The following is a 23,621-nucleotide window of genomic DNA, read 5'->3' on the forward strand; positions in this document are numbered from 1 at the left end:
CTTTTTTTTATGCTCATAGCCAATCAGATCTTATTCGCTAATAAAATAACTAATAGATAAAGATTCCTGCTGATATAATAGGTAGAGAAGAAGGAGGGCTGTGCATGAGTAAAAAAGCATTGAGGAGAAGTCAGCTTGAAGTATTGAGGGGGATTTCTGCACTGGAATATGAGCAAAAGTGTTTTCAAATCGAGCAAAGACTCTATCAAACTGATGAATGGAAGAATAGTGAAGTCATAGCAGTCACTGTTTCTAAACATCCAGAGATCAACACGTGGAACCTGATTAAACGAGCATGGGAAGAAGGGAAGAAGATATGTGTCCCGAAATGTACGCCTTCAACAAGAGCATTGGATTTCCGTGAACTGAATTCTTTTACATCTCTTGAGAAAGTGTATTATGACCTGTATGAACCTATTCCTTCCAGTACCAGTTCAGTACATATAGAACAGATTCATACTGTCATAGTCCCCGGTCTTGCTTATACAAGGAATGGATACCGTCTCGGGTTCGGGGGCGGGTATTATGACCGGTTCCTCACCGGATACAGCGGATGGACATTGTCTCTGGCATTCAATGAACAGCTGGTGGAGGAACTGCCCGTTGAATCCTTTGATATACCGGTTGCCAGGATTATAACCGAAAGTGACAGTATTCAGTGTGGATAAATCAAGTGTGTTGATCTTTCTGATTGTGCTGCTTGTATCATATGGCGGGTGGAAAACAAGGAATCTAAGTTTCTCCGGCGCCTTGTCTGCCCTTATCATGGGGTGCATCATCGGGTATGTCTATGGTTGGAATGGTCTGCTGTTACTGGGGGCGTTTTTTCTTAGTTCAAGCATTTGGTCCAAATTGTTTACAGGGTCAAAAGCAGAAATAGAAGGGAGATTGGCCAAGTCATCTGTTCGTGACTGGCAGCAGGTATGGGCAAATGGAGGACCGGCAGCTCTCTTCATCATCCTATACCATTTCACAGGAAGTGAATGGTGGCTCTATTCATTTGCAGCCGCTATCGCCGCAGCAAACTCTGATACATGGGCTTCAGAAATAGGACCATTGAACAGGAAGTCTCCACTTTCCATTAGGTCATTCAAGAGAGTGAAAAAAGGAACTTCCGGCGCAGTATCCCTCCTGGGCACGGTCGCGGCATTAGCGGGATCGATCTTTATATCATTTATTTTCTTAACTTTACATGATCCATTTCAATGGCCACTCTTCATTCTCATCAGCTCAGCAGGTTTTCTTGGGAACGTTTTCGATACAGTGGCAGGTGCGTACTGGCAGGAAGAATTCATATGTCCCGTCTGCAGTTCTTCCACAGAAGCCTATATACACTGTGGCGTTCCTGCTGTTAAAAGTAAGGGTTTCTCATGGATGAATAATGAATGCGTCAATTTTCTTTCAAGTTTTCTTGCGGGAGCTGCCGTTCTGCTATTCATTCCCGGTTGAAAATGAGTGGATAATATGGGAGTAGATGATCCAAACTATACCCAGGAGGGATAAGTATGAACGGATTGACAAAATGGATCGTCCTTGGCAGCTTAGTTTTGTTATTGATTCCCAATCGCTATCGGTTACTCAACCTGCTCCTGGGAAATTTCTTTATCCGGCGTTTTGCTGTTAAAGGAGCAATGAGCATCCCGGGAATACGAGCAAAATTCATGCAAAGCACATTCCGTTAGAAAAGAGACTGTATGGAAGGAGCATCCTTTCTTGCAGTTTTTTTTTGTGAATGTAGATTTATCTGGGTGAGTGCACACTGATGATCTCATCGACCTTCTACCTTTACATCACAAAAATGGAAAGGGTATAGTAGCATTAAACAGAATGCAGGTAAAATGAAAAAAGCCTGCAAATTCAAAGAAAGTAGTGGATGTAGTGAATTTAAAATATCATTACCTCTTTTGGAAAATGGCACTTTTCCTGATTGAAAAGAAACAGTTCCGGATTGTGAATCTTTCTTCAAGTCATGAGGGAATCTGGCTGGAAAATACTGCTTTGAAAGGACCGGATGTTGTCAGACTGCGCCTGAAGGAGCTTGATTGGGGCTCTTGGGTTCAAAGGGATATTTTACATACTTCGGATCATGCTGAAAGAATACGGAGAAAAAGACGAAAAAGAAATCTTAAGGTAAAAAATTTTTACATAACCACCTACCCGCCGGTCGATGGAAGCGCAGAATTCTTTGATAAACCTTTTACATCAGAAAATGATAAGACGACTGTGGATTCCATTTTAATAGATGAAACAAAGGGGGTTGAAATGTTGAACTGCGACCCGTTGTTTTGTGAAGGCGAGTGGGAAGTTCCTCCAGAAGTACTCGGAACAAACGTGGATTTAATTAAGGATAAAGCCTTGCGTGCATCAAACAGACAGATTCAAAAAGAGCGGCAGCTGTTTGAGAAAGGCAAGCCGTTTTTCACTTATTTCTTTATTGCGGTCCAGTTGGTCATGTTTGTTCTTTTGGAATTGAATGGGGGAAGCAAAGATCCCCAAACCCTAATTGAGTTTGGAGCTAAATATAATCCGTTGATTATAGAGGGTGAATGGTGGAGACTTATCGCACCGATTTTTTTGCACATTGGCATGCTGCATCTGCTCATGAACACACTTGCTCTCTATTATTTAGGAACCGCGGTGGAAAGAATATATGGACGAAGCAGGTTTGTTTTCGTTTATATGGTTTCAGGGATCACAGGTTCTTTTGCCAGTTACCTTTTTACGGCGAATCTTTCAGCAGGTGCCAGTGGAGCCATTTTTGGATGCTTTGGGGGACTGCTCTATTTCGGTGTATTGTTCCCGAAAATCTTTTTCCGAACGATGGGGACCAATATCATCGCAGTCATTTTGTTGAATCTGGCTTTTGGTTTTACAATTCCCGGCATCGATAACGCCGGTCATCTCGGCGGTCTGGCCGGCGGGTTCCTTGCTGCCGGGATTGTCAGTGTACCCGGATTGTTCCGTCCTGTCAGGCAGCTCCTTATTTTAACGGCAGCTGTCCTGCTGATTGGCGGGCTGTTTGTGAATGAACAACATGCGTCACCCTCCGAATGGGATATCAACACTGTGAACGGTGTTGCTCAGGAAAAGATCTCAGAAGAAGAATGGGCGGAGGCTGAAGGATTGCTGAAAGAAGTCGTCGAAAAAGGCGATCCGAATGCAGAGACATATTTCTACCTTTCTTACGCTGAAATCAAGCTCGGAAAAGCGGAAGCAGCCAAAGAAAATTTAATGAGCGCAATCGAAAAAAAAGATGGTTTTCACGAAGCACACTACAATTTGGCCCTGCTGCTGACGGACAGCGGCGAGCGTGAAGAAGCCCTTACCCATGCGGAAAAAGCGTACAGCATGAGCCCTAAAGAGGATAAATACAAAAACCTCGTGAAAGAATTGCAGGGAGATTAAAAAGGGGATAATCTCTGTCGCAATAAATGAGGATCTCCGTTTTTATCAATAAGCAAAACTAAAAGTTCTTTCTTATCTTTTTTGATGAATATAAGGGGGATGGTGCTCTCAATCGAATCAATGATGGTGCCATCTTCTTTTTTAATCCCTAAATAATAGTTTTTATATAACCCTTCCCAAAGGTTACCGATAGCCCTCTCCCATTCCTTTTGGTCAAATCCCTCAGGCGGCCGGCTTTCAAGACTTGGGAATTGAGTAAGGGGAATGGTGATATACTCCTTGATCGGTATATTGAATGACTCGATCCCTTTTTCCCATAAAAAGTCCAATTGTTGAGATAAGACACGGTCGATAATGTCCTTCCACTCTTTTTCCGCTTTCGTGGCTGGCTGTCTGAATGAGTTTAATGGACTGAAATTTGAATCTATTACGTAGAGATTATCTGTCGTCATCTTTTGCGCACTGGTATATTGATCGTCATTGTCGTGGATTTCCGAGTAATGAAAGGATAGTGTCTGGAAAAGGCTGCTCTCTTTCCCATTGATTGTTTCTTCCTGGACGATCTGATCGGTATCTTGTTCCCATTCATTCATTTTTCCCATCAATCTCCCATTCATAAACAGAAATCCTACATCTTGACGTAAAAAAGCTGGTGCATCCAGTTTGGAAGAAGTCTTCCAATCGACTACATAATATTGATCCTTCTTCTCGGGACGCAGTTGCAGGAGAGTAGAAGCAGATTCATATGTACTATTTTCATTGATTGGGAAAAAAATAATGCTTTCCTGTATTTGCGGCTTATAAATGAACTTGATGCCGAGCGCTAGTATAACCATAAGGATTAAGAATGGAAAGGCATGCAGTAACTTCTGTTTCATATTGTTCACTCCAATGGTTTGTCCGGTTGTTAATAAATATGTATAGAGCGGCTTCATTATGTTTTTTATGCAGGCACTTTTTGATATGTATGTTTTGTCTTTGCGTTGTCTAGGATGGTAAAGATGGAAATACATGTTAATGGGTGAGGAGTGAAGGCTGAAATGTCGCAAGAGAAAAAGCCTGTCTCTACGAATATTGAAGAGAATACCAGTTATCTGAAAGAAGCTTTGGGTGTCGATAAGAGCTTCGATGTGATTCAGCTGGATTTGGAATATGCAGAAAGAAAAATGGCGATGTTCCTGGTGGATGGTTTTGTTAAAGATGACATCATGCACTATTTAATGAAGCTATTGGCGGGCCTCAGTCCCGAACAACTAGAGGAAGATACATTGAATAGTCTGTTAAAAACGTATATACCATATATCGAAATCGAGAAGACCGATGACTTGAATACTGTCATCGATAAGGTGCTGGCCGGTCCGACCGCACTTGTGGTCGACGGTATCGATAAAGTAATCATCATCGATGCCAGGACGTATCCTGTGAGGGGACCGCAGGAACCCGATATCGAACGTGTCGTACGGGGGTCCAGGGACGGTTTTGTCGAAACGATCGTGTTCAATACAGCCCTTACAAGGAGGAGGGTCCGTGACCCCTCTCTCCGTATGGAATACCTGCAGGTAGGGAGAAGGTCGAAAACAGACATCGTCATATCTTATCTGGAGGATATCGCAGATCAGGAACTGGTCAAAAAAATCAGGGATTCGATTTCCAAGATAGATACTGACGGACTGCCGATGGGAGAAAAAACGCTGGAAGAATTCATTTCAGGCAGGCACTGGAATCCCTATCCAATGGTCCGGTACACCGAAAGACCGGATACAGCCGCGGCTCACCTTTACGAAGGCCACGTCATCATCATGGTGGATGGATCACCGAGTGTATTAATCACTCCTACAACTTTCTGGCATCACCTTCAGCATGCCGAGGAATACAGAAACGAGCCGACAGTCGGGGCTTACCTGCGATTTGTCAGGTTTATCGGAATCTGGAGTTCGATCTTTTTACTGCCGCTTTACTATTTATTTGCGATACAGCCTGAGCTCCTGCCGGAACAAATAAGTTATGTCGGACCCAGTGAAACAGGGGAAGTTCCATTATTCCTGCAATTCCTCCTGATTGAAATTGGGCTTGATATACTAAGGATGGCTGCGATCCACACACCATCCTCGCTCGCCACAGCGTTAGGGCTGGTTGCTGCGTTAATGATTGGGCAAGTGGCTGTAGAAGTTGGCCTGCTCATCAATGAAGTGATTTTGTATCTGGCCATTGCTGCAATCGGTACGTTTGCAACGCCGAGTTACGAATTGAGCCTCGCAAACAGGCTGGTGAGGATCTTTCTGCTCGTGGCGACTTCCCTGTTTGGGGTCTATGGATTTGTGATCGGGGTCATGGCCTGGCTGATCGCACTGTCGAGAATGAAATCATTTGACATTCCGTATATGTGGCCGTTCATTCCATTTAATTTCAGGGCTTTCAGGGACGTTTTCCTGCGCTCCCCCATGCCCCTCAAAAACAGAAGACCGCGCTTTCTGCACCCTAAAGACCCGGATCGTTAGTCGTTAGGATTTGTATAGATATGATGAGGCTGGGACAAAAGTGTGATAGCCTAAGTAAAACCCGGACTAATTTGAATTCCAGGATTCAAATTAGTCCGGGTTTTTTATTAGCTTTTTCAAGTGTCCATCTAGTATATAGCTTGTCCCAGCGGTTGATTGGAGTGCAAGACGAAGACTCCTATCGGAAAAGCGGAAGGGCTTTGACCAGAGGCGGGTGGCATAAGGCGAATCGGCCAAGAAGGCGTTCTTTGCCTTCTTGGTCGGTTTGACTTATGTCATGTGCCTCTAAGCCCTGCAGCTGGACAGTACTCTTCAAATTTAGAGGAACTCACGGGCTACCCGCGGAAAGCGAAGTCTTCCACGGAAATCATTAGCGGTATTTAGAGTCAACACTGAAAATGTTCGTCTTTATGATAGTTGTTTTTTTGTTTTGTCCAAGCCTCTTTTTTGAAGAAAGAATTGTGAACACCACGGATTTATCTTATACTTTAGTGTGTAGAAAGAAAGCAGGTGTAAGAATGAAAACGATTTTTGATATCCAGCAGTTTCTTAAAACATACGGAACCATCATATATGTCGGGCATCGTCTTTCAGACCTGCAACTGATGGAAGACGAATTGAAAGAACTGTATAAATCCCAGTTGATAGAAATGAGGGATTTCCAGACAGCTTTGTTATTGCTAAGGCAGGAAATCGCTTTTGAAAAAGAAAGACAAGAGAAATAAGAGGTGATTCTATGACAGAAAAATGGCTGGTTGGAGTCGACTTGGGAGGCACTACAACCAAAATCGCATTCTTAAGTAACTACGGGGAATTATTACATAAATGGGAAATCCCCACCGATAAATCCGACAATGGCAAAAACATCATTGTCGATATAGCAAAAGCGATCGACCGAAAGCTTGAAGAACTCAATCAGACAAAAGAAAAACTGGTAGGGATCGGCATGGGTGCACCCGGACCGGTAGATATGGCAAAAGGCATCATATATGAAGCGGTAAACCTTGGCTGGGACAAAAACACCCCATTAAAGGATCTTCTGGAAGTGGAAACCGGTTTGCCGGCTGTAATTGATAATGATGCTAATTGTGCTGCGCTCGGCGAAATGTGGAAAGGTGCTGGCGATGGTGCCAAGGATCTTGTCTGTGTCACGCTTGGAACGGGTGTGGGCGGAGGAGTCATCACGAATGGAGACATCGTCCATGGTGTGAGGGGTGCCGGCGGGGAAATCGGCCATATCACAGTTGTGGCTCAGGGCGGATTTCAGTGTAATTGCGGAAAGACCGGCTGCCTTGAAACCGTTGCATCTGCTACAGGTGTTGTCCGCCTTGCAAATGAAAGACTTGATTCATCAGATATTCCATCATCATTGAGGGATATCCGGAACGAATATCATGAAATCAATGCCAAAGACGTTTTCGATGCTGCCGGATCTAACGATGAACTTGCTCAAAGCGTCGTCAACCAACTTGCTTTTTATCTTGGTATGGCACTAGCCAATTTAGGCAATGTATTGAATCCTGAAAAAATCGTGCTCGGCGGAGGGGTTTCCAAAGCGGGTGAGATTTTGTTAAAACCTGTATTGAACGATTTTCAACAATTTTCTTTCCCGACAGTCAGGACTTCAACCCGCCTGAGCATCGCCACCCTCGGCAATGATGCAGGGGTGATTGGTGCAGCATGGCTCGTTAAAAATAAAATCTGATAGATATGAATAAGGTTGGAGCTCCCTTTCAGGGAGCTTTTTCTACTTTGCAGCCGGGACTTTAGTGAAGTGTATGGGCAGCTTGTCATATGTGCCGGACTAATATTTTGGTATTGTTTCTGGGTCATAAGATTCATTTTAAAGAATATTGCTCAGAATGAAACTTTTAATTGTTTTAATCGTCTAATAGTCAGGGTAAGAGAATAAGGTGTAAAATATCATTCTATACAAGTTGTATGAATTTGGGTTTGACGTTTTGTAAAATAAGTATTAAGATAACACTTGGTTCTATTTAAAAAATCCCTTTATTTACCAGGGAAAAATTTACATTAACTGTTACATACGAAGGACCGCCGTAAGTAGCAAGGAGGTAACAAAATGAACATAAATAAAATCCCGAAGGTTCCTTTGATCATCATGGCATCATTGCTCCTTTGGATTAAAACGTACATTGTCTATAAAACTAGTTTTGATATAAAAATAGAAAACACGATGCAGGAAATCATCCTTTTCATGAATCCGCTGAGTTTCCTATTATTTATTTTCGGAATTGGATTGTTAATGAAGAAAGATAAATCCAGGACCCGTTATATTATCATCACAAGTTTCATTCTGTCTTTCATCCTATACGGAAATGTTGTCTTTTATCGATTCTTCGATGACTTCCTGACACTGCCTGTACTTTTCCAAACAAGCAATTTCTCGGATTTAGGCGGAAGTGCCAGTGCAATTATCGGATGGAAGGATCTATTTTACTTCGCGGATGTGATTCTATTGATTGCATTCATCAAGTTCATGCCGAAATGGTTCTCTCTTAAAAATTACAGCCGTGCAAGCAGAAGAGCCTATTTCCTGGTAGCTACTGCACTCGTATTCTTCAATCTTGGACTGGCTGAATCGGAAAGACCCCAGCTTCTGACAAGAACATTCGACCGCGAGATGCTTGTGAAGAACATCGGCACATACAACTATCACATTTATGATATTTTCCTGCAGTCCAAGTCTTCTGCCCAGAGAGCCCTCGCTGACGGCAGCGAGCTTGCCGATATTGATAACTACGTACGTGCTAACTACATCCAGCCTGACGACGAGATGTTCGGTATCGGGAAAGATAAGAATTTGATCATCGTTTCAATGGAATCACTCCAAAACTTTGTGATCAACAGCAAAGTGAACGGGGAAGAGGTTACACCGTTCTTGAATGACTTCATCGGGGAAAGTTATTACTTTGATAATTTCTACCATCAAACACAGCAAGGAAAAACATCGGATTCCGAGTTCCTTTTGGATAACTCCCTTTATCCGTTGAACCGTGGTGCTGTATTCTTTACCCATTCAGGGAACCAGTTTGATTCATTGACTGAGAAACTTGATGAAAATGGCTACTTCACAACTGCGATGCATGCCAATAATAAGAGCTTCTGGAATCGTGACATCATGTATGATTCATTAGGATATGAGCGTTTCTACTCTTTGCCGGATTATGAAGTGACGGAAGAAAACTCCGTTAACTGGGGTATGAAAGACATCCCATTCTTTGAACAATCGGTCGAGCATATGAAGGAAATGCCAAAACCTTTCAGTACGAAAATGATTACATTGACAAACCATTATCCGTTCACACTGGATGAAGAAGATAAAATGATCGACCCTTATACATCGAACGACGGTACCGTGAACCGTTATTTCCAGACGGTACGTTATATGGATGAGGCGCTGAAAAATTTCATCAATGACTTGAAGGAGTCAGGGTTATATGAAAACTCCGTCATCGTAATGTATGGGGACCACTATGGTATTTCAGAAAACCATAACACAGCAATGAGCCAATACCTCGGGAAAGAAGTGACACCATTTGTAAGCACTCAACTGCAAAGGGTTCCACTGATCATCCACGTCCCGGGACAAGAAGGAAAGACAATTTCCAAAGTCTCAGGGCAAATTGACCTGAAACCGACGATATCTCATTTGATGGGAATCGAGACCAAGAAAGATATTCAATTCGGCGGAGATGTATTTTCCGAGCAGCATGAGGATTTCACCATTCTAAGGGACGGTCGTTTCATTACGAAAGATTACGTCTATGCTGGTGAAAAATGCTGGGATAAAGATACGGAAAAAATAACGGACATGAAATATTGCGAACCGTTTAAAGATCGCACGACCCAGGAACTTGAATACTCAGACAAGATCATTTACGGAGACCTCCTTCGTTTCTATGAGGAAACTGAGTATAGGGATGAAGATCAATAAGTCATAAAGCTTGCGAATTTTATTCGCAAGCTTTTTTTTGTCATGAAATAAACAGTCCTTCATATGTGTAAATAAAGATGATTAGCGGGGAGGCTGCAGAATGAAGATCAGAGTTAGAAATGGCGATACGTTTTGGTATTACAGTCAACTGTTCTATATTCCCATCGGATTGATCATTGATTCAAATCCTTCTCTTGATCCGAACGAGCTGAAAATTGGGACGGAAGTGGAAATACCGGGTTTTATAAAAGAAAGCTATAGGATCAAACAGGGAGATACCTTTTGGAAGCTTGGCGAGAGATGGAATATCAGTGTCGATGCCATCTTGCTTGTCAATGATTACATCGATCCAGACACGTTAAACATAGGTTCCGGCATCCATCTGCCAGCGAGGGTCATAACCACTGTGGTGGATGGGAAGCAGGGTTACAGCTACTCAGTCCTGGAAAAAGACATCAGTAGATTAAAAGAAATATATCCTTTTATAAAATTGAATTCGATCGGAGAAAGTGTACTTGGAAAGCCAATTGTTCAGATGAAAATCGGGAGTGGGAGAAAAAAGGTCCATATGGATGCATCATTTCATGCAAATGAATGGATCACTACTTCAATCTTAATGACATTCATCAATGATTACTTATTATCGTTAACGAATGTCAAACCGATTCGTGGTGTTCAAACACATCAGGTATATACAGAGGTCACATTATCAATCGTACCGATGGTCAATCCTGACGGGGTAGACCTGGTATTGAAAGGACCTCCCGGAAATATGAAAGATCAACTGGTGAAAATCAACAGGGGGAGCACTGATTTTACGGGATGGAAAGCAAATATCCGAGGAGTCGATCTTAATAATCAATTCCCTGCAAAATGGGAGATTGAAAAGGAAAGAAAAGAAGAAAAAGAACCTGCACCGAGGGATTTCCCAGGAGATAAGCCTCTTTCAGAACCGGAAACCATCGCAATGGCAGAACTTGCACATGAAGAGGTTTTTGACAGGCTGCTGGCTTTGCATACGCAGGGAAAAGAGTTTTACTGGGGGTATGAAGGATTGGAACCGCCAGAAGCAGAAAGGCTCGCCAAAGATTTTGAGAGGGTCAGCGGCTATGAGTCCGTCCGGTATATTGACAGCTATGCAGGTTATAAAGACTGGTATATCCAAGAGTTCCAGAAACCATCCTTTACGTTAGAACTCGGCAAGGGGATAAATCCTCTTCCCCTCTCTCAGTTCGACGAAATATACAGGGACACATTGGGGATATTTCTTGTCTCTGTGTACAGGTGGTACTAAATAACTGTCATGTGATTGTGAATGGTCGCATTTTCCTATTTCACACTGAGAAAACGCAGTAGATTTTTCAGGTGAAAAGGAGTAAAATAAATCATCAAGTTGTTTGCTGTTAAAGTTTCCCTGTAGATATGAAACGGATAAAAATAGATTCCTTCTAAAAGGACAGGTGGTGACCCTTTGACAAGGCTGTGCAATCAGCGTTAAATCAATCGGTCATCACTTTTTGAATTTTTTGTAATGTTTTTAACACATTTTTGAAACATTTTTGTGTTTCAAACGTACTAATCTATAAGAGAATTTATGGAGAGGAGGAGGACCATTTGAATAAAAGTATGCGGCTGACTTTCTTCGTAGTGATAAGCCTTATTCTTCTGCAGGCTTGTCAGTCCAAGACTGTCAATACACCTCTAGCAGAAAAGACCGGGCAAAATCAAACAGAAATGAATATTAAAGAAAACAGCATCTCATCCCAGGCATTTAAAGAAAATGTTGACTGGATATCTGACTCCGAGGTACTGACCGTTAAGGAAAAAGAAGGTTCAGCTGCACTCTATATAACGGACGTCTTTACCGGGGATAGTGAAAAGATTTATGACATCCCTTTTTCATATGTCCAATCAATGGTTTCTCCTGGCAGAGATAAAATATTGATCCACTCAGCACCTACTACCTATACAGCAATGATCACACTCATAGATCTTACCGGGAAAGAGTTGTACAAAGAAGAAATTCCTTCATATGAATTATCATATGAGTGGAATGAATTCAATACGAATAAACTCCTGATCACAAGCTTTGCTGAAGATTGGAGCTTTGATGTATTTGAACTGGATTTGAATGAACCTGAATTGAAAATAGTGGATGTGGAACAGCCTTTTTTAAAGTGGAATTCTGAAGTATCCGTTCTTTATCAGGATTGGGACAAAGACGGACTGAGCGTCTCTGCACCACTTGTAAATAAAAATTTACTTGATGGAAAAAAAGAAATAATCGATTCATCAAGCATTCATTTTGAACGGTTCCCAGGCTACTTACTTTCTGTGCATGCAGAAGAGGACGCAGAGTCCGCATTCAGTTATCAATTCATCAATGATACCGGGGAAATCCTGTCTCAATATGAGGCGGACCTGTTGAGTCGTTATTCTGATTGGTTCATTCCTTATTATGATATGATAGATAAGAAGGATGAATTGATCACATTTCAAGCGAACAATCCCGGATCATTCGATACATATTCCGGCACATTCTCATTGAAAAGATGGAATGTTCCCGAGGGAAGTGGCGAGACTTTATTTGAAGATCTTCCGCTGGAACCGATCCAATGTTCCCCGGAGGGACTGTATTGCCTGTATGGGAAACAGCTTGAAAAAGTGATCAACTTAAAAAATCCTGCTATCATTCGACTACTAGAAGAGGAAGGGTAGATAACCATGGCCATCGTTGACGTCACAGTCATACCAATCGGAACGGATACTCCAAGTGTGAGTTCATATGTTGCAGATCTGCAAAACATCCTTAAGAAGCACCAGGACGAAGGCAGGATCCGTTTTCAGCTCACTCCGATGAATACCATCATTGAAGGAGAACTCTCTACATTATTCGGAGTTGTTCAGGAAATACACGAAGCACCTTTTCAAAAAGGGATCAAACGGGTCGCGACGAACATTAGAATCGATGACCGGAGAGATAAAGAAGGAACGATGGAAGGAAAGCTTTCTTCTGTTCAGAGACACTTGGAGAAATAAAGATAAATGGCGGGCATCCAAAGGTGTCCGCTTTTGTTAGTCGTTGAAAGAAAAAAACCCTCCGAAATCGGAGGGTTTTTAACACTTCTTTTAGTGACCACCTGGGTACCCAGAGTGAAGGACAGTCATAATTGTAAACCAGCCAAAAACACCTAAGGTTGCCAATGAAAATACGATTCCAAGGGCATTTTTGTTTTTGAATGTGCTTACCACTGCGAATAAAGCTAATAATGTTACCAATGCTGTAATAATTACAAGACCCATTTATATGACCCCTTTCATTAAAAAATACGTTTTCCTAACCGCTTACAAACATCCAGATAAATTTATGTACATAAATGCACTCATTAACATTTTATATTTTTTTCCTCTGTTTGTCGAGGTCAAAAGTTTGACACTTCTATGTCGTCATGCCGATTTGTTTTTCTCTGCATCCCTGTTCTGCTACAATGAAAATAGTTGGTTATTTCGAAAAAGGAGGCTGATGGAATGAACTGGAAACAAATTCCGTTAGGGCCGTTGCAGACAAATTGTTATGTTTTATGGAACGATCAAAAAAAATGCTTGATCATCGATCCGGGCGCAGAAGGCGAAAAATTGGTAAACTGGCTGAAAGAAAATAAGCTCCAGCCGCTTGCTATTTTATTGACGCATGCACATTTTGATCATATCGGTGCCGTGGATGATGTGCGAAATACATATAACATTCCAGTTTATATCGATGAAAAAGAGTCGGGTTGGCTGACAGATCCTGCACGGAATGGCTCAGGTTTATTTGGTATGGGTACGATCAAAGCCGAACCAGCGGATCATCTTCTATCATCTCAAAAGACGCTTACCATCGAAGACTTTACATTAATGCTTTTTGAAACACCGGGACATTCTCCGGGAAGTCTATCTTATTATGTCCCAAGTGAAGGAATAGTATTTGCAGGGGATACACTTTTTACCGGCAGCATAGGACGGAGTGATCTGCCCGGGGGAAACCATGAACAATTGCTTTCAAGCATCCATGACCGTTTGCTGACACTTCCTGAAGAAACGAAGGTCCTGCCCGGACACGGTCCCGCGACGACTGTGGGGGATGAGATGGACGGCAACCCTTTTTTAAATGGCTTTTAGAATCTAAAAAAAATTCCCTTCAGCAAAAGCTGAAGGGAATTTTTTTTAGTGTCCTCCTGCACCCGGAGTCATCATAAAGGTCGTCCAGTAAGTAAACCCAGCGAAGAACACAGTCAGATAGGCACCGAAAATGTAAATATACATACGCTCGGATAGTTTTAAGTAGCTTAACATAATGAAGAATCCTGTTTGGCCTAAAAAGATTAATGATGTCGTTGTCATATCGCCAAGATAAAACATTACAGCAAAAATTCCAGTCCAGAATCCAAGAACTCTGTACATACGATCCATATGTAACCCTCCTTTGCACCCTAAGTCCATCATTCAATATTATAAATGAATCATACTGCAAAAGTAAATATCTGTTTGATGATAGTTTGTGACGATTACGTGATTTCTACTCAGGGGAACTTGTTAAGCGCTTCCAACTAAAAGCTGGGTTTGTTTTTATTTTACCCTTTCTTTCTGATTATAAGCAAATGACGGTACATTTTCAGCTTTGTATAACCTTTTTGCGAAAAAGAAGTTATTGGAGGAAAGCACATTATTAACATTGTATTGAAGGAAACGCTGATCTATCAAAAAAATTCATTTGTTGAGTGAAAAATATGTACAAAAGTTATACAAAAAGTATACAATAGGTGTAAAACATACGGTGCTTAATGATAGCCGATGGTAGGAGGAAGAGTAATGGGGAATATAACGTTTTATACGTATCCAAGCTGCACGTCCTGCAGAAAAGCTAAAAAATGGCTCAATGCCAATTCGATCGATTTCGATGAACGTCATCTTTTCAGAGATACTCCCACTCATGAAGAATTAGTCCAACTGTTGTCGCTCACCACCGAAGGTCTTGATGAAATACTGGCAACACGAAGCGGGTCATTTAAAAAGCTCGGGAAAAATGTAAACGACCTTCCACTTTCTGCCGTGATCGAGTTAATTGTCCAGGAACCAAAACTCCTCCGCCGCCCGTTGGTAACAGACGGCAAAAAGCTCGTGGTAGGATATAACCCGGATGGACTGAAAAGCTTAGCAAGCAAGATGGCTTCATTAAAGAGAAGCAGTTGAAGGCATATAAAAGGACAGTCCATCGTAAATTATGGATTGTCCTTTTATGCTTGTCGCCTCTGGGCAAAGCCCCTCCGCTTTTAGATTGTCCAGCTCCGGCGGCTAGAGACTCGAGACATAAGACAAACAGGCCAAAAAGGAAAAAAGCGCCTTTCCGGCCAGTTTGTCTTATGCTTGTCGTCTCTGACCAAGCCGCTTCCGCTTTTCTATTTGTCCAGCTCCGGGGCTTAGAGGCTCGAGTCATAAGTCAAGCCACCCAAAAAGGCAAAAAACGCCTTTCCGGGTGGCTCGTCTTATGCTTGTCGCCTCTGGGCAAAGCCCCTCCGCTTTTAATACTGGGCTAGCTGGATTCGAACCAACGCATGTCGCAGTCAAAGTGCGATGCCTTACCGCTTGGCTATAGCCCAATGTTGTTGCTACATAGGATAGTATGAGTAGATGGCAAAAAAATATACAATATTTTTTTTAGAAAGGTATTATGTGATTGAATGTGACTTTAAATAAGAATCAAATAAAACAAAGAATTCTGTGATCTTTTGTCTTATAAATTATTTATAGAGATGTTAAATCGCAATGAAAAAATAGAGAAACATGTTCAATGTAAATTGAATTTTCCATGAACATGTTTCAATTATTACTTTTTTTTGAGTTGTAATAGGAGTTTTTTAAAAAGTTAAAAATTTGGTCATGAGAAAATGTCTATTTTTCATCACGACGTCGCAAACCTAATAAACCTGCTAAGCCAATTAGACCTAGCCAACCCCAATCGGTGTCATCATCATCATTTGCATTTTGAGTAGCTACGTTTCTGATGCCATTATCAAGATTGTCATTATTAACTTGGTCATTACCGTTATAGGCAAATATAGAACTTGTAAACATCATTGTTAACAATAATAAAGAGCAAGTTAGCATTGTGATTTTTTTAGTCATTTAAAAATCCCTCCTTTCAATGGTTTGGTTTAGCTTTAGCTTTAAGTGGAGGAAATTATTCAATATCGTTTAAAAGAATCGCTTTTATTAAATTTAGATATATAAAAGGGGAACAAATTCTGGACCCTGAACCCCTGGTACTTAAATAGAGAGCTTGTTAATTAAATCTAAGCTCTGTTTTGAATGTTGTTTCTTCGAATAATTTGATCCAATCTCGCTTCACATAAAAAAATAAAGGATTTTGTAAACTTTTGTCGTATATATTATTTATAGAAATAGAAAGGTGGTGCCAATCACGATTTATCAATCGGTAGAATCTCTTTCGGAAATCATGCTCAAAGATGCAATGTTGAATGATGCATCCGATATTCACCTCATCCCAAGGCTCAACGATTACAACATTCAGTTCCGTAAAACCGGCGTACTCTCCCCGTTTCAATCGATTCCTCTCGAACAGGGGGAAAGACTGATCGCTCATCTGAAATTCATGGCTTCAATGGATATCGGGGAAAAACGCAAACCTCAAAGCGGTTCCTTCAACACGACCATCAGAAACTCACCCGTCTCCCTAAGAATATCAACCTTGCCAACCAATCACCTCAAAGAAAGTCTTGTCATCCGGATACTCCCCCAAATGTTCCATGTTCCACTCGAAAAGATGTCTCTTTATCCTTCTTCAGCTAAAAAACTCCTTGCACTTCTCATGTATTCCCATGGCCTCATCATATTTACAGGACCGACCGGCAGCGGGAAAACTACAACCTTATATTCGCTTGTCCACCATTGTTCATCTATCCTCAACCGCAATGTCATTACCTTGGAAGATCCGATCGAAAAGGATCATGAAGATATGGTGCAGATTCAAGTGAATGAAAAAGCGGGGATCACCTATTCCACAGGTTTGAAAGCCATACTGAGGCATGATCCCGACATCATTATGGTCGGTGAGATTCGGGATAGAGAAACGGCCGAGATAGCCATCCGTGCCGCTCTAACGGGGCATTTAGTTTTGACAACTCTGCACACCAAAGACGCCAAAAGCGCTGTATACAGACTGATGGAACTCGGAATCCATTGGCATGATATCCAGCAGACATTGATCGCAGTGTCGGCCCAAAGGCTGCTGAAGCTCAGGTGCCCGGTCTGTGAGTCGGACTGCAAGGGGGAATGTAAAGGGCAGGAAGCAATGAAACGGGCTTCTGTGTATGAAATTGTAACGGGGAGCGCTCTTAAGGAAGTCATTAAAGAAGCGAGGGGGGAAGAGGTATATTATCAGTATCCTACTCTCCGAACATTGATTAACAAGGGGGTGGCATTGGGATTTGTTCCAGAAGCTGAGTTCCGGAAATGGATTCATGAAGAAAATGGATGAGCAGGGGAAGTTCCTGAAAAGAACAGGCGATCTTCTCACGAAAGGGTACACATTCTCGGAAGCGATTGATTTTTTGCTTGTGCCGGGAAGGAGCGGTCCCAAGAAGTTAAAGAAGAGGATCAACCAGTCTTTCCAAAAAGGTGAATCCCTTTCTTCCATTTTTGACCGTCATTTGAATATGCCCAAACAGGTATCTGCGCAAATATACTTTGCTGAGCATCATGGCCAGGTGGGGGAGACCCTGATCGAAGCCGGCAATTATCTTCTGAAGAAAAATGAAGAAAAACAAAAATTCCTGAGAGTCATCCAATATCCTGTCTTTTTGGTGCTGGTGGCCATCATGCTGATGGTGCTTCTTCGCAGAATCCTGTTTCCCCGCTTTCAAGCATTATACAGTTCACTCGGGTACGATCAGTCAGACAGTATGCGTGTTCTGTTGTGGTTTATTGAAAGCTTTCCCACTTATTTTTTTACATGTTTGCTGATCCTTGCAAGCGTTTTTCCCTTCCTTTATTTCTTCAAAAATAAATTGTTTCATGTGAGGCAAATTGTTTTCCTGACAAAATTTCCGTTGTTGTCTTTTTTCATCAAGCAGGGGCATACTCATTTCTTTGCAAGGGAGTTCAGTTTTTTACTCAAGAATGGTGTATCCATCAATGATGCTTTAACCATCATTGATAAGCAGTCATACCGACCGACTCTCCAATACATCTCGAAGAAACTTCTTAAAGGGTTGAAGGAAGGGAGGCCGCTTCATGAATGTACGTCAAGGTTATCCCTTTTTCAGGAAGAGTTTTCATATGTGGTGGATCATGGTCAGAAGAACGGGAGGCTGGCCGATGAATTGAAACTGTACAGCGACATTTGTTTTGGAGAACTTGAAGAGAAGGGAAATCAATTATTGAAGTACATCCAGCCAACGATTTTTGCCTTTGTCGGACTGTTCATCATGGCCATTTATTTTTCGATCATGATGCCGTTATTTCAAATGATGCAAGGAATTTAATAAACACAAGGGAGGTACACGATGCTGAAAAATGAAAAAGGTTTTACGATGATCGAAATGATGATTGTCCTGCTTGTCATTTCTGTCCTGTTATTTGTCACAATTCCGAACGTCACAAGCCAAAGCAACAAGATTAACTCAAAAGGATGCGAAGCATTCATCCATATGGTAGAAGGTCAGGTGGAAGCTTATAAAATGGATGGTAATACGGAACCTGTCAGCATGGCTGCATTAGTCTCTAACGAGTATTTGAAATCAGAGTACCAACAATGCCCGGATGGCAGTACTCTTACAATCGATGCAGAAGGGAACGTGGTTGAAGAAGGTGCGGGGAATTAACAAACATCTTCATACACAGAGTGGTTTTACGTTCATAGAAATGTTCCTGGTCTTCCTTATATTCTCAACGCTGATGACCTTCGCTGCTTTTTCCGCAGAACCACTGAAAAATCAAACTGAAAAAAGTTTATTCATCTCACAGCTCCAATCCGATCTCTACTTGATTCAAAGCCACAGTATTTTCTCACAATCTTCTCTCACATTAGTTTTCTATCCATATGCCAATAAGTATGTCGCGAAAGATTATTACGGGAAAACCCTGGTTTCCAGAGAGTTTCCTGACGGCATTAAGCTTTCAGAACTTAACAGGTTGAATGAAATAGTGTTCAATCCATCAGGGAATACAAATCGCTTCGGTCAAGTTTATTTTAATTGTGACGAATCTACTATAAAACTTACATTTCAAATCGGACAAGGAAGATTTTATGTACAGGAACTCTAATGGATTTTCATTGGCTGAGAGTTTGATCGCTTTCAGCTGCTTTATGATGATTATGGTTTTTTTTCTTCCCTTTTGCATCAGGATGATGGTTACTCTGCAAGAAAAGCAACAGAGGGTGGAAGCGTTGAAATTTCTGCAGGAAGGAATGGAGCAGGCGATTGTCACGAATGAATTCGAGTCACGAACCCGTACGTTCGAAGATATCGTTTATACCTTCAGGTGGGAAGGGACGGGAAGTGAAAACGCTTGTGTGTCTTATACAAAGGGGGGCGACTCTCATGAAATTTGTGCTTCTGAATAATAAAGGCTTCACGTTTTTGGATGCCCTCCTTTCATTTTTTGTATTCTCTATCATTTCACTTAGTTTTCCCTTGATCATGAAGGGATTTGAAACAATTAAATCGGACAGCATCCCGCCGCGTTACTATGAATGGAATTTGTTCAGCGAAAGCCTGGGGAATGAGGTGTGGGACACTGGGGACATCATGGTTTCACCGGAACGAATCTCGTTTGAAAAAGAGGGGGAGTGGATCACATATGAAAGATATCAAAACTCTATGCGGCGTAAAGTGAACGATAGGGGACATGAAGTGGTGCTGCAATCGATTCATTCGATTGCTTTTTCTGAAGTTCCGCAAGGCATAAAAGTGAAAGTGGAATTTGAAGGAGGGGAGTCGATGGAAAGTGCGTTTTATTATTTTTACAAGGATACAGCTCAGGAAACACCTGAGTGATAACGGGTTTTTATTACCTTATTCTCTCCTGCTCTTAGTCATTGTGATGTTCACGGCTGTTGCTTCGACAAGCCTTTTTCTAAGCAAGCAGCACTATTTAAACAATATGGGAAAAGTATATGAGAGAAATGTGAGCATTGCACATGGCGTGCTGCTTGCCATTGAACGAAGTTCTCCGGGGACGTTTAAACAAGTCGGATCTTTTGGGCAAACCGAAACCAAGACCACGATAGTGAGTGGTCAGGAAATCAAGATGGAAATTACCTATCAATCTCCCGAGAAGGTTTTTCAGCCAGTCTCGGTTGTGTATAATAAGGAAACAAAACTTATTATAGATTGGAAGTAGTTAGCGATGGCGATTTTTTTGATCGGTTTTATGGGAGCGGGAAAGACGACGGTCGGTAAAAGGCTTGGTGAAATTCAGAAACTCGAGGTCATCGATATGGATGAATACATCGAAGAAAGAACAGGCAGCTCAATCAAGGATGTTTTCAAGGAACACGGGGAAGATTACTTCCGGAACCTTGAATCAGAAGCATTGAAAGAATTAATGGAGAAAGAAGCTGTGATTACGACCGGCGGGGGGGTTGTTGAAAAAAAGGAGAACAGAGAGCTTCTGGCAAGAGAGAGGACCGTCTTCCATCTATTCTGTTCCTTTGATGCCATATGGGAGCGGCTTAAGGAGGATGGCTCTCGGCCGCTTGTACAAAACAACTCCAAGGATGGCTTATTTGATCTGTACAAGCGCAGATTGTCCCTTTACAGAAGTGTCAGTACGATTGAGATTGACACCACCCATAAATCAATTGATGAAATCATAACTGATCTGGGACAAAACATCTGCACTGATTAGATTAATTCACTGTGGATATACTGATAAAAGCGGAAGGTGGTGCTTTTATGTCAGTGAATGATTACGTGAAATTCATAACTCAAACATTTGTAAAGCATTATGAAAAATCACCTCATGAACGAAAGTCGTTAAAACATCAAAGGAAAAATGAGCGGCCGCCGTTTTTGTTCAGATGGTTCGGAATTCTTCCCTACGCCTTTATGGTATTGTTTAAGAAGGATAAAAAATAGAAACCGCTCCTGTCGAAAGCAGGGCGGTTTCTTTTCATTGTTACTAGTGGGAATGCTGTAAGTAGAAGATCCCGCCATTGATGATGTCAATAGAGATTTTTGGCTCATACTGCTCTTTTAGTGCCTGCTTTTCCATTTGATAAGATTCAGGTTTCTGCTCATGATCTCCGTAGAAATGATTCAATAGCTGTAAATCTTCATCCCATTTATTTCTTGCTTCATCTGCCCATTCGAAAGACTCTTTCTCGATCCCTTGCAGCAGGTAACTCTGAATGCGGTTTATCCCGCTTTTAGGTTTAATGATCGGTGTCAATGTAAATGAGAAGTCAGGAATCTTCGGTGTCAGCTTTTTGGATAATAAAAAATCGTGAAAACCTTCTTGGATATGACCGTTGATAAGGTTAAGCCCGATGCTCCGGATATTATCTTTTTTCAGGTGTGTCACATGTGATACCTTTATGTTCAGTCCAAGCCATGGATGAAGCGGCACTTGCTGCCCATCGGAAATCATTCTCTCTTCGTAGAGACGTATGTATCCTGCAAGATTTCTTGTTGAGCGGAATATTTGATGCAGGCGGGGAGAGCCGAAGTGAACCAGCTCCCCTTTAAGATCATCCGGTGCCTTTTCGCCGTCCGTAACTAAAGAGAGTGACATCGGGTTTGGTATACCTCCTGTCTTCTCAAGGTAGTGCCAATAAAACGGTCTGTTCATCAGTTCTTTGTCCAGTTCGATCGTCAATTGGACGGTCATATGACCATCTCCGTTTGAAACCAGTTCGCATCCATTCGCTGTGAAATATCGTTCAAGAAATTGATGAATTTCGTGCTGATGCATTTGCTCGTTCCTCCTTTAGTTCTTCTGCAAATTGAATCATGCTGGTGAGGTTATCCATTTTTATTTTCATTTCTCCCTCGGTACGGGAAGAAGAGAGGATATCTGTCACATGTTCTTCAAAATCCGCAAAATCAAGACGGGTCAGAATATCATCCAGCTGACCGATCACTCTTTCGAACAGGTTTATTTTTTCATATAAGAGCTTCAATATATGTTCTTCCACTGTATCTCTTGTGGCGAAATTATAGATATGCACATCCTCGGTCTGACCCAAACGGTGTACACGTCCAATCCGTTGTTCCAGTCGCATCGGATTCCATGGCAGGTCGAAGTTAATGACATGATGACAAAATTGAAGGTTGATCCCTTCTCCGCCTGCTTCGGTTGCAATCAACACCTGGGCATGATTCTGGAACAATTGGCGCATCCAATCTTTTTTCCCGCGTTTAAATCCTCCTCTGAACGGCACAGACGAAATACCATGCTGCTTTAAAAACCATTGCAGGTACAATTGGGTCGCCCGGTATTCCGTGAAAATGATGACTTTATCATTGATTTGCTGAATCAATTCCAATGCTTTCTGTGCTTTTGAATTGGTCGTCACGTTTTCCACTTTTTTCATTAATGCTGCAATCGTATTCTCAAATGCAACAGTAGGATCTTCTTTTTTCTCCAACATGTTTTTTAGCGTATAAAAAACGGATTCCCTGCTGCTGCAAGCTTCCCGCTGCAGAGTGAGAAGGGAAAAGGAACTTGATGTGACCCACTCATCATAACTGCCTTTTAACATATTGATACTATTGTATAAATCCCGTTCCGGTTCATTGAAATCGATGAGGATCGTTTTCACGTGCCGCTTAGTCCACTCGATTCCTGTATCGCTCCTTCTATTGCGGATCATGACTTTATTGATGAGATGGTTCAAGTTTTCATCGTCATGAACTGTTCTGTCCCCCTTTTTGTAACGATCGGTAAACCCAGTTTCATTTCCAAGATGACCGGGTTTTAAAAGAGAAACAAGATGAAATATTTCTTCTATACGGTTTTGGATAGGGGTGGCTGTCAGCAATAAACAGAATTTTTTCTTCAGGTTCTGGACAAATTCATAGTTTTTGGTTTTGTGATTTTTCAGTTTGTGAGCTTCGTCTATGATGACGAGATCATAGTCCTGTTCATATACTTTTTCCCGGTGAGGGCTCCGTTTGGCTGTATCCATGGATGAAACTACAATATCACATTGATCCCAGACATAGTTTTTACGCTGGGCGACAGCGGGGATGAAGAATTTACTGTTTAATTCAAATGCCCATTGCGAGACCAGGGAAGCAGGGACAAGGATCAGAACTTTTTTCACCAATCCGCGAATCATATATTCTTTCAAAATGAGACCGGCTTCTATGGTTTTTCCAAGTCCGACTTCGTCTGCGAGAATGGCTTTTCCATTCATTGCTTCCACTACCTGTCTGGCAGCTTCTAGCTGATGGGGGAGCGGTGTGACATTTGCCAAATGTTTTGGTGCCTGCAGCCCTTCAAAGTTCGGAATTGCCAGATGCTGTTCGCTTTCCACTGCCAGCTTATACAGCTCCCAATTTCCCCATGGGCCGTCATTATTTATTAACGTTTCCAGACCTTCGCCCCACTCCTCGTTAAACAGAACATCAACATTCATGTGAAAAACATCTCCTTATTTCATAGAAAAATGATTGCCGGGAACTAATGGTTAATGGTAGGATTAGAGTAGATTACCTAATGTTTTGAAAACTATAATAATCCGAACATTCACA

General features: G+C 41.8%; 28 protein-coding genes and 1 tRNA gene. 22 read left to right on the forward strand and 7 right to left on the reverse strand.

What is annotated here, in order from left to right:
* Positions 1–104 precede the first annotated feature (104 nt).
* The 4 genes from V6B33_RS12550 (at position 105) to V6B33_RS12565 (ending at position 3,405) form a co-directional block, all read left to right on the forward strand.
* The gene (locus V6B33_RS12550) at positions 105–668 is read left to right on the forward strand and encodes a 5-formyltetrahydrofolate cyclo-ligase (protein ID WP_334218091.1); all 564 of its coding nucleotides are present in this window, start codon (positions 105–107) and stop codon (positions 666–668) included.
* Positions 646–1,449 carry a DUF92 domain-containing protein gene (locus V6B33_RS12555; protein ID WP_334218092.1) on the forward strand — a complete coding sequence of 268 codons (804 nt, stop codon included), beginning with the start codon at positions 646–648 and terminating at the stop codon, positions 1,447–1,449. Before V6B33_RS12550 ends, V6B33_RS12555 begins: the two co-directional genes overlap by 23 nt.
* Positions 1,450–1,505: 56 nt before the next feature.
* Positions 1,506–1,682: a hypothetical protein gene (locus tag V6B33_RS12560; RefSeq protein ID WP_334218093.1), complete on the forward strand. Its 177-nt coding sequence runs from the start codon at positions 1,506–1,508 to the stop codon at positions 1,680–1,682.
* 196 nt (positions 1,683–1,878) lie between these two features.
* A complete protein-coding gene (locus V6B33_RS12565; RefSeq protein WP_334218094.1) occupies positions 1,879–3,405 on the forward strand; it encodes a rhomboid family intramembrane serine protease in 1,527 nt (508 codons plus the stop codon).
* Here V6B33_RS12565 and V6B33_RS12570 read toward each other — a convergent pair.
* Positions 3,402–4,283 carry a hypothetical protein gene (locus V6B33_RS12570; RefSeq protein WP_334218095.1) on the reverse strand — a complete coding sequence of 294 codons (882 nt, stop codon included), beginning with the start codon at positions 4,281–4,283 and terminating at the stop codon, positions 3,402–3,404. The genes V6B33_RS12565 and V6B33_RS12570 overlap by 4 nt on opposite strands.
* Before the next feature lie 162 nt (positions 4,284–4,445).
* On the opposite strand from V6B33_RS12570, the gene V6B33_RS12575 reads away from it, so the two are divergent.
* From V6B33_RS12575 to V6B33_RS12605, 7 genes are all read left to right on the forward strand, one after another.
* Entirely contained in the window at positions 4,446–5,903 is a 1,458-nt protein-coding gene (locus V6B33_RS12575) for a spore germination protein (RefSeq protein WP_334218096.1), read from the forward strand.
* 518 nt (positions 5,904–6,421) lie between these two features.
* Positions 6,422–6,628: a YqgQ family protein gene (locus tag V6B33_RS12580; RefSeq protein WP_334218097.1), complete on the forward strand. Its 207-nt coding sequence runs from the start codon at positions 6,422–6,424 to the stop codon at positions 6,626–6,628.
* A gap of 11 nt (positions 6,629–6,639) precedes the next feature.
* Entirely contained in the window at positions 6,640–7,608 is a 969-nt protein-coding gene (locus tag V6B33_RS12585; RefSeq protein ID WP_334218098.1) for an ROK family glucokinase, read from the forward strand.
* A 378-nt stretch (positions 7,609–7,986) separates the two neighbouring features.
* Complete coding sequence (locus V6B33_RS12590) at positions 7,987–9,861, forward strand: LTA synthase family protein (RefSeq protein ID WP_334218099.1); 1,875 nt, start codon at positions 7,987–7,989, stop codon at positions 9,859–9,861.
* 100 nt (positions 9,862–9,961) lie between these two features.
* A complete protein-coding gene (locus tag V6B33_RS12595) occupies positions 9,962–11,155 on the forward strand; it encodes a M14 family metallopeptidase (RefSeq protein ID WP_334218100.1) in 1,194 nt (397 codons plus the stop codon).
* A gap of 320 nt (positions 11,156–11,475) precedes the next feature.
* The gene (locus tag V6B33_RS12600) at positions 11,476–12,579 is read left to right on the forward strand and encodes a hypothetical protein (RefSeq protein ID WP_334218101.1); all 1,104 of its coding nucleotides are present in this window, start codon (positions 11,476–11,478) and stop codon (positions 12,577–12,579) included.
* Positions 12,580–12,585: 6 nt separating this feature from the next.
* The gene (locus tag V6B33_RS12605) at positions 12,586–12,900 is read left to right on the forward strand and encodes an MTH1187 family thiamine-binding protein (protein ID WP_334218102.1); all 315 of its coding nucleotides are present in this window, start codon (positions 12,586–12,588) and stop codon (positions 12,898–12,900) included.
* A 90-nt stretch (positions 12,901–12,990) separates the two neighbouring features.
* Here the strand turns inward: V6B33_RS12605 and V6B33_RS12610 are convergent, their stop codons facing one another.
* Positions 12,991–13,164: a DUF2759 domain-containing protein gene (locus tag V6B33_RS12610; protein WP_172253483.1), complete on the reverse strand. Its 174-nt coding sequence runs from the start codon at positions 13,162–13,164 to the stop codon at positions 12,991–12,993.
* Positions 13,165–13,389: 225 nt separating this feature from the next.
* Between V6B33_RS12610 and V6B33_RS12615 the strand changes: the two genes are divergently transcribed.
* The gene (locus V6B33_RS12615) at positions 13,390–14,022 is read left to right on the forward strand and encodes an MBL fold metallo-hydrolase (protein ID WP_334218103.1); all 633 of its coding nucleotides are present in this window, start codon (positions 13,390–13,392) and stop codon (positions 14,020–14,022) included.
* A 45-nt stretch (positions 14,023–14,067) separates the two neighbouring features.
* On the opposite strand, the gene V6B33_RS12620 is transcribed toward V6B33_RS12615, so the two are convergent.
* Complete coding sequence (locus tag V6B33_RS12620; protein WP_032087678.1) at positions 14,068–14,313, reverse strand: DUF2626 domain-containing protein; 246 nt, start codon at positions 14,311–14,313, stop codon at positions 14,068–14,070.
* A 399-nt stretch (positions 14,314–14,712) separates the two neighbouring features.
* Between V6B33_RS12620 and V6B33_RS12625 the strand changes: the two genes are divergently transcribed.
* The gene (locus tag V6B33_RS12625; RefSeq protein ID WP_334218104.1) at positions 14,713–15,093 is read left to right on the forward strand and encodes a Spx/MgsR family RNA polymerase-binding regulatory protein; all 381 of its coding nucleotides are present in this window, start codon (positions 14,713–14,715) and stop codon (positions 15,091–15,093) included.
* 335 nt (positions 15,094–15,428) lie between these two features.
* Here V6B33_RS12625 and V6B33_RS12630 read toward each other — a convergent pair.
* Positions 15,429–15,500: transfer RNA gene (locus V6B33_RS12630), tRNA-Gln, on the reverse strand.
* Between the two features lie 292 nt (positions 15,501–15,792).
* Positions 15,793–16,026, reverse strand: coding sequence for a WGxxGxxG family protein (locus tag V6B33_RS12635; protein ID WP_334218105.1), 234 nt, complete (start codon positions 16,024–16,026; stop codon positions 15,793–15,795).
* A gap of 331 nt (positions 16,027–16,357) precedes the next feature.
* Here V6B33_RS12635 and comGA point away from each other — a divergent pair, with 331 nt between their 5' ends.
* The 9 genes from comGA (at position 16,358) to V6B33_RS12680 (ending at position 21,002) form a co-directional block, all read left to right on the forward strand.
* Positions 16,358–17,398: a competence type IV pilus ATPase ComGA gene (gene comGA / locus V6B33_RS12640; protein WP_334218245.1), complete on the forward strand. Its 1,041-nt coding sequence runs from the start codon at positions 16,358–16,360 to the stop codon at positions 17,396–17,398.
* Positions 17,349–18,404 (forward strand): competence type IV pilus assembly protein ComGB, encoded by a 1,056-nt coding sequence (gene comGB / locus V6B33_RS12645; protein ID WP_334218106.1) that lies wholly within the window; start codon positions 17,349–17,351, stop codon positions 18,402–18,404. Before comGA ends, comGB begins: the two co-directional genes overlap by 50 nt.
* 21 nt (positions 18,405–18,425) lie before the next feature.
* The gene (gene comGC / locus V6B33_RS12650) at positions 18,426–18,743 is read left to right on the forward strand and encodes a competence type IV pilus major pilin ComGC (RefSeq protein ID WP_334218107.1); all 318 of its coding nucleotides are present in this window, start codon (positions 18,426–18,428) and stop codon (positions 18,741–18,743) included.
* Positions 18,730–19,185, forward strand: a complete 456-nt coding sequence (comGD, locus tag V6B33_RS12655) for a competence type IV pilus minor pilin ComGD (RefSeq protein ID WP_334218246.1) — start codon at positions 18,730–18,732, stop codon at positions 19,183–19,185. Before comGC ends, comGD begins: the two co-directional genes overlap by 14 nt.
* A gap of 124 nt (positions 19,186–19,309) precedes the next feature.
* Complete coding sequence (locus V6B33_RS12660) at positions 19,310–19,486, forward strand: hypothetical protein (protein ID WP_334218108.1); 177 nt, start codon at positions 19,310–19,312, stop codon at positions 19,484–19,486.
* Positions 19,464–19,919, forward strand: coding sequence for a competence type IV pilus minor pilin ComGF (comGF, locus tag V6B33_RS12665; protein ID WP_334218109.1), 456 nt, complete (start codon positions 19,464–19,466; stop codon positions 19,917–19,919). Before V6B33_RS12660 ends, comGF begins: the two co-directional genes overlap by 23 nt.
* A gap of 130 nt (positions 19,920–20,049) precedes the next feature.
* Positions 20,050–20,265, forward strand: a complete 216-nt coding sequence (locus V6B33_RS12670; RefSeq protein ID WP_334218110.1) for a hypothetical protein — start codon at positions 20,050–20,052, stop codon at positions 20,263–20,265.
* Positions 20,266–20,271: 6 nt separating this feature from the next.
* Positions 20,272–20,772, forward strand: a complete 501-nt coding sequence (locus V6B33_RS12675) for a shikimate kinase (protein ID WP_334218111.1) — start codon at positions 20,272–20,274, stop codon at positions 20,770–20,772.
* Between the two features lie 47 nt (positions 20,773–20,819).
* Positions 20,820–21,002, forward strand: coding sequence for a YqzE family protein (locus tag V6B33_RS12680; protein ID WP_334218112.1), 183 nt, complete (start codon positions 20,820–20,822; stop codon positions 21,000–21,002).
* A gap of 43 nt (positions 21,003–21,045) precedes the next feature.
* Here V6B33_RS12680 and V6B33_RS12685 read toward each other — a convergent pair whose 3' ends face one another.
* Complete coding sequence (locus V6B33_RS12685) at positions 21,046–21,837, reverse strand: YqhG family protein (RefSeq protein ID WP_334218113.1); 792 nt, start codon at positions 21,835–21,837, stop codon at positions 21,046–21,048.
* A complete protein-coding gene (locus V6B33_RS12690; RefSeq protein ID WP_334218114.1) occupies positions 21,806–23,506 on the reverse strand; it encodes a DEAD/DEAH box helicase in 1,701 nt (566 codons plus the stop codon). Before V6B33_RS12690 ends, V6B33_RS12685 begins: the two co-directional genes overlap by 32 nt.
* Positions 23,507–23,621: the final 115 nt, after the last annotated feature.

This window comes from Mangrovibacillus sp. Mu-81 (genome assembly GCF_036867415.1).
Lineage (GTDB): Bacteria > Bacillota > Bacilli > Bacillales > Bacillaceae_B > Rossellomorea.